This is a genomic window from Desulfocastanea catecholica, from assembly GCF_054657295.1.
Window position 1 is genome coordinate 229,015 of the sequence record NZ_BAAHYZ010000005.1, and the last position, 6,000, is coordinate 235,014.

Below are 6,000 nucleotides of genomic sequence, written 5' to 3' on the forward strand. Positions count from 1 at the left end.
TCAATGAAAGAAGCACAAGAGGGTACAGACGCCCTTGATTCACAACAACTCCAGCGCCTGCTTTTTCACAGTGAAAAACTCGCCGCGGTCGGCCGGGTCTCGGCTGCTATCGTCCAGCAGTTCAACGATCCGCTGCAGGCAATAACCAATGTGCTGGGCGGCATTCACCGGCGCGGTTATATTGATCCGCAAGACATGGCGCTGATGGATCTTGCCTACGGGGAGGCCATTAAACTCAACAAGATGGTCAGGGAGCTGCGGGAATTCTACCAGCCGATTCGCGGCAAAACAGACCTGTTTGACGTGCGGCTGGAACTTGAACAGATCATTGCCGGCAACAGGGCGCAGCTTGCCGGCAAAGGCATTGTCATTGCCACGGAATTTGCTGACGATATGCCGAGAATTCATGCGGCTGCCGAGCAGCTCAGGACCGTGTTTCAAAGCCTGCTCGATCATGGTATCGAGGCCTGCGGCCACGATGGCACAATCCGGTTTTCCACCGCTTTTGACAGGGACAGGGTGGTTGTGCAGATAACCGATAACGGCTGCGGCATCGACCCCGCCGCTATCTCACATCTCTTTGAACCATGTAATACCAGAGACCCGAAGAAATGGACAGGATGCCTGGGGCTTGCCAAAAGTTATGCGATCATAACCATGCATGGCGGCTCCATCGAGACAGCTGTCGACCGTGAAAAAGGATCGATTTTCAAAATCACCCTGCCCATAAGTAACAGTGACCACACCGGTATCACGGAAAATTCTGCTCCCTGAAAAAAACGCCTGATGCAAAAATACAAGAAAATACTCCTGGTAGACGATGAAGAGGTCATCAGGCTGTCGTTCAAGCGAGAGCTGCAGGAATATTACGATGTCACCCTGGCTTCCAGCTACCAGGAAGCACAGTCCTTTCTGTCGCACAAACAATTCGATCTTCTCTTAACCGATCTTGTCATGCCCGGCTTGAACGGTTTGGAACTGCTGAAAAATGTCAAGACGCACAGCCCGGAGATGTATGTCATTATCATTACCGCCTATGGCGAAATAGGCGCCGTCATCGAAGCTCTGCGGGCTGGGGCAGATGATTTTTTACTCAAACCCTGCGATATTGAAGAGCTGTTACTGCGCATCGACAAAACATTCGAGCGGCAGGATTTGTTCAAGAAAATAAAGATCAGTGATAAAATTTTGTCGACGACCGAGGACCTCATTGCCCTGGTCGATGAAAACGGCACCTACCTGGCGGCAAACCGGGCCTATCTCGACGCCTACGACAAAAGCGGCGACGAGCTGCCCGGCTGCTCCATGGCCGATGTTGTCGGTCGTGAGCTGTTCGACACAAAAATCAACCCATGGCTCGTTCGCTGTTTTTCCGGTACCACCGCACAGCATCTGGATCTCTTCAAACTGGCCGGCCGCGGCGTTCGCAGCATGGTCGTCTCCTATTATCCGGTGATCAAAGAGGATGCAACATCCGTGACATCGGCGGCAATGGTCATGAAAGATGTCACGGATATGCTCCATGACAACATCGACCTGCAGCAGAGTGAGGAACGGCTGCGCATGGTGCACTCACTGTCCTCCAATGGTTTTATGGACTGTGATCTCACCAGCGGAAATATTTATTATTGCGATAACTGGAACAAACTGCTTGGCTATGCGCCGGGCGCCTTGCAGGAAATGGGCAAAAGTCCCCTGGAACTCCTCCATCCGGACGACAGGATATCGGCATTGAACGCCATCCAGGACTGTGTCGACGGGCTGAGGGATGACTATGACCATGAGTGGCGTCTGCAAAAAGCCGACGGCAGCTGGATGTGGTTTCACTCTCGAGGCATGGTGGTGGAGCGGGATGGCAACGGTGTCCCGCTGCGCTTGATCGGCCTGCTCAGTGACATCGCCGGCCCTAAAGCACTGCAGCAGAATTTTATTCGTGATAAACAGCTGCTGGAGCAGAATGTTGCCAAAAAAACAGCAGAACTGGCCAGACATAACGAAGAGCTGACGGAAACCAACGCCGCATTGACCGTCCTGCTGAAAAAACGGCAGCAGGATAAAGAGGAGGTAGAACAACGACTCAGTGAAAATGTGCACAAGCTCATAGAACCCCTGGTCAAAAGACTGCACCGGACCCCACTCAACGGGGATCAGGCGCAGATCCTTGCGGAAATCGAAGATAACCTGCGCGACATCACCTCTTCCTTTGTGACAAAACTTACCAGTCAGTATGCCGGTCTGACGCCGATGGAGATACAGGTGGCCACCCATGTCAGGCAGGGAAAACCGACCAAAGAAATAGCCGATATCCTCTGCCTCGCCCCGGATACGATCAATGTCCACCGCAAAAAGATCCGCAAAAAACTCGGCATCAGAAACAAATCCGTCAACCTGCAGACCTTCCTCAGCGCCATGGTCGAGGAGTAATCCCCAGCGCACAATAGGTATTTCTCGTAACCATTTCGCACCCAAACATATGACCTTTGCAAATATCATCAAGTCTGCGATGATAGTATCAGGCACAAAGGAGTTTGTCATAATCGTCCACCGACTCGGGAGCTATTCAGTGTCTTTAGTTTTCCGATGACAACCACGGAGATGACTTACGTGCAGATATATAGTGAAAGAGAAAAAACAAACCCGGCTCCTGCACCAGCGGTGGATGCTGGTGTGACCAGACAGCAGTTTGATCTTCTTGCACTCATTCAGAATTTCTGCAGCTGGTACAAACAGGTTCTGGCCGATAGAAATCTGCAGCTGAGAACGAAAATCTCCGATGCAATACCACGATATTTCTTCGGCAATCCCCTGCTCACCAGGCACCTCTTTTTCGCAACGGCGAGAAACAGCCTGCTCTACCTCGGCGCCGGCGGGGTCTTTCTGGAAATAGAACCGGAGCAGCTCACCGGTCGCCGCTACGCAATCCACTTCAACCTAACCTCTCCCGGCAAAGGCATGCCGCCAGCCAAAGAAAAAGATCTTTTCCGGCCATCCCCGGGACAGGCAAGGCAAACGGCCCGGGATAGTTTTTCGTCGCGTTCGGCCAATCTTTATTATGCCGGGGTGATCGCCACCATTCTCGGCGGTGATATCCGCGTGGAGAACAGGTTAGGATTTGGTACACGATACCAGGTTAATGTCCGCCTGTTACGCAGCCCGGTTTGATCCTGCCCATTCATTTTCCATCGCGACATCTCCAGGCGAGAAGACAAAGATGCCTGTCGGCCATGCTCAGTGATTGTCTATCCGGGCGCAATACAGTATTATACTACTAGCCGGGATAAGTACCTTGGAGAGCAAAAGGAACAGATATGGCCGACGAAAAACAAGCCACCGCTGCAGCGAAGCATCAGCATACATGCATCAGGCAGAGCAAAGCCTTGCCGCTGGCCGGGGTGGTCGGCATTGGTTCTTCCGCCGGCGGACTTGAGGCCCTGACACAATTTTTTACCGCCATGCCCGAGGATTCAGGTCTGGCTTTCGTCCTGGTTTCCCATCTTGATCCAAAGCATATCAGCATGCTGCCGGAGCTTATTCAGAACAAGACCAAGATGCCGGTCCACCAGATTGCCGACAACATGCGCGTTGCCGCCAACCGGATTTACGTTATCCCACCGGACAAGGAACTGGCCATCTTACATGGCAGCCTGCAATTGCTGGACAGAAAACAGGCGGAGGGTCTGCACCGGCCGATTGATACCTTCTTTCGTTCGCTGGCCGAGGATCAGGGCAATAAGGCAGTCGGCATCATTCTTTCCGGCACCGGCACCGACGGTACCCTGGGCATCAAAGCCATCAAGGCCAATGGTGGACTGATAATCGTCCAGGACAAGGACTCGGCGAAATTTGACGGTATGCCGACCAATGCCGCGGCTACCGGGCTGGCCGACCACATCCTCCCGCCGGAAAAAATGCCCGAGCAATTGCTGCACTTTCTCCGCCATGCCAATAAAGTAGAAAAAACGATGGGGCACATCGAAGAAGACAAAATAAATCACGCGCTGCAGAAAATCTTTGTCCTTATTCGTTCCGTGACCGGCCATGATTTTTCGCAGTACAAAAAAAACACCATCTGCCGGCGCATCGAAAGGCGGATGTATGTGCACCAGATCGACACCATTGATCAGTATGTCAGCTATCTGCAGGAGTCGGAACGGGAAGTGTTCATCTTGTTCAAGGAACTGCTCATCGGGGTTACCAGTTTCTTCCGGGACGGCGAAACCTTTCGATTACTGAAAGAAAAATATTTACTCAAGCTGCTGCAGAGCAAACCGGACGGCTATGATTTTCGCATCTGGGTACCCGGCTGCAGCAGCGGTGAGGAGGTCTATTCCCTGGCCATCGTTGTCAAGGAATGCCTGGAAAATCTCGGCCGGAATATCAATGTCCAGCTTTTTGGCACCGATCTCGACGAAGAGGCCATCCGTGTGGCACGGGCGGGCATCTACCCCGATTCCATCGCCATTGATGTCAGCCCGGAACGCCTTGAAAGGTTTTTTAACAAGGTCAACGGTCACTACCAGATCAAGAAAAATATTCGCGGCATGGCCGTGTTTGCCGAACAGGACGTCATCAAGGATCCGCCGTTCACCAAACTGGATATGTTGAGCTGCCGCAACCTGCTCATTTACTTCGGGCCGGAACTCCAGGAAAAATTACTGCCGACCTTTCACTACAGTCTCAAGCCAGGCGGCATTCTCTTACTCGGCACCTCGGAAAACATTGGCCGGTCAACAGACCTGTTCACCCTGCTCGATAAAAAATGGAAGATATTCGAGAGGCGCACCAACCACGATGGCACCACCTCGCTGATCACATTAGCAACACCCCAACCTGCCGAGCGGGCGCCGATCGAAGACACTGCCATGGCGGCCAGGACGTCCAGGGATGTCGCAACCATCCGCTTGTTAAAAGCGATCCTTTCGCAATGCGACCTGCCGGTCTGTGTGGTCGTCGACGACAAGGCGGATTTGATTTATGCCCATGGACGGACCGGTCGCTTCCTGGAACCGGCCGAAGGCGAAGCCAGCAGCAATATTTTACAGATGGCGCGACCGGGCCTGAAGGCCGGACTGACCCACGCCATTCGCAAGATGTCCACGGAACGTGCGGACATTTCCATCAAAAACCTCCGGGTGCAGAATAACAGCGATTCCCAGGATATCAACCTGATCGTCAGGCCGTTACCGGATATGCAAAGTGGCCACCGCGGTTTGATGTTGATCATCTTTGACGAAACGCCCCACGAAAAAGAAAAAAAAATCACCCACCGGTCAAAAGGGTACATCGCAGAGAAAAACCTGGATGCGACAGTCGAGGATACCAAAAGGCTCGAAGATGAACTGCGCTATACCAGAGAAAATTTACAGACGACCATCGAGGAGCTGGAGACCTCGAACGAGGAACTGAAGTCGACCAACGAAGAACTGCAGTCGGCCAACGAGGAGCTGCAGAGCACCAATGAAGAGCTGGAGACATCCAAGGAGGAACTGCAATCATTGAACGAGGAAGCATCGACGGTCAACGCCGAACTGCAGGGCCGGATAGACGAACTTGTTGCGGCCAACGACGACATCAAGAACCTGCTCGACGCAACCGACATTGCGACGATTTTTCTCGATATCGATCTGAACATCAGGCGATTCACCCCGCTGATTGCCAGTTTCTTTCATTTGACTCCCTCGGATATCGGCCGATCCATCGAGCATTTTGCCACAACCCTGAAAGATGTGGACATAAAAAAACACGCCACCCAGGTGCTGCGCGATCTGGAGAAGTATGAGTCGCTGGTTGTCGATAACCGGGGACAGCAGTATCGCATGCGGGTCAGGCCTTTTCGAACCGTGAGCAATGTCATCGAAGGCGTTGTCGTCACCTTTGAAAATGTGACGGAATTCCAGAAAATGGTCGAAGCCCTGGCTGAGAGTGAAGCCTCGTGGCAGGAGCTGGTGGAACACACACCGGTGGGCATCTTTGTCCTCACCGGGGAGACCTTCAGCTATG

Annotated in this window: 4 protein-coding genes; all 4 read left to right on the plus strand. The window is 52.8% G+C overall.

The genetic code is table 11. The features are described from left to right. The first annotated feature begins 3 nt into the window (after positions 1–3). Positions 4–774, plus strand: a complete 771-nt coding sequence (locus ACYQ8U_RS06970) for a sensor histidine kinase (RefSeq protein WP_459944808.1) — start codon at positions 4–6, stop codon at positions 772–774. A gap of 12 nt (positions 775–786) precedes the next feature. After that, on the plus strand, positions 787–2,424 hold the full coding sequence (locus ACYQ8U_RS06975; RefSeq protein WP_459944809.1) for a response regulator: 1,638 nt from the start codon (positions 787–789) through the stop codon (positions 2,422–2,424). 180 nt (positions 2,425–2,604) lie between these two features. After that, positions 2,605–3,162, plus strand: coding sequence for an ATP-binding protein (locus ACYQ8U_RS06980; protein ID WP_459944810.1), 558 nt, complete (start codon positions 2,605–2,607; stop codon positions 3,160–3,162). A 146-nt stretch (positions 3,163–3,308) separates the two neighbouring features. Continuing rightward, on the plus strand, positions 3,309–6,000 hold a 2,692-nt coding region (locus ACYQ8U_RS06985), incomplete at its 3' end, for a chemotaxis protein CheB (RefSeq protein ID WP_459944811.1).

Excerpts from the sequence above, each read along its gene's own strand:
- ACYQ8U_RS06975 (WP_459944809.1), top strand. The coding sequence starts at position 787 with ATGCAAAAATACAAGAAAATACTCCTGGTAGACGATGAAGAGGTCATC.
- ACYQ8U_RS06970 (WP_459944808.1), top strand. The coding sequence starts at position 4 with ATGAAAGAAGCACAAGAGGGTACAGACGCCCTTGATTCACAACAACTC.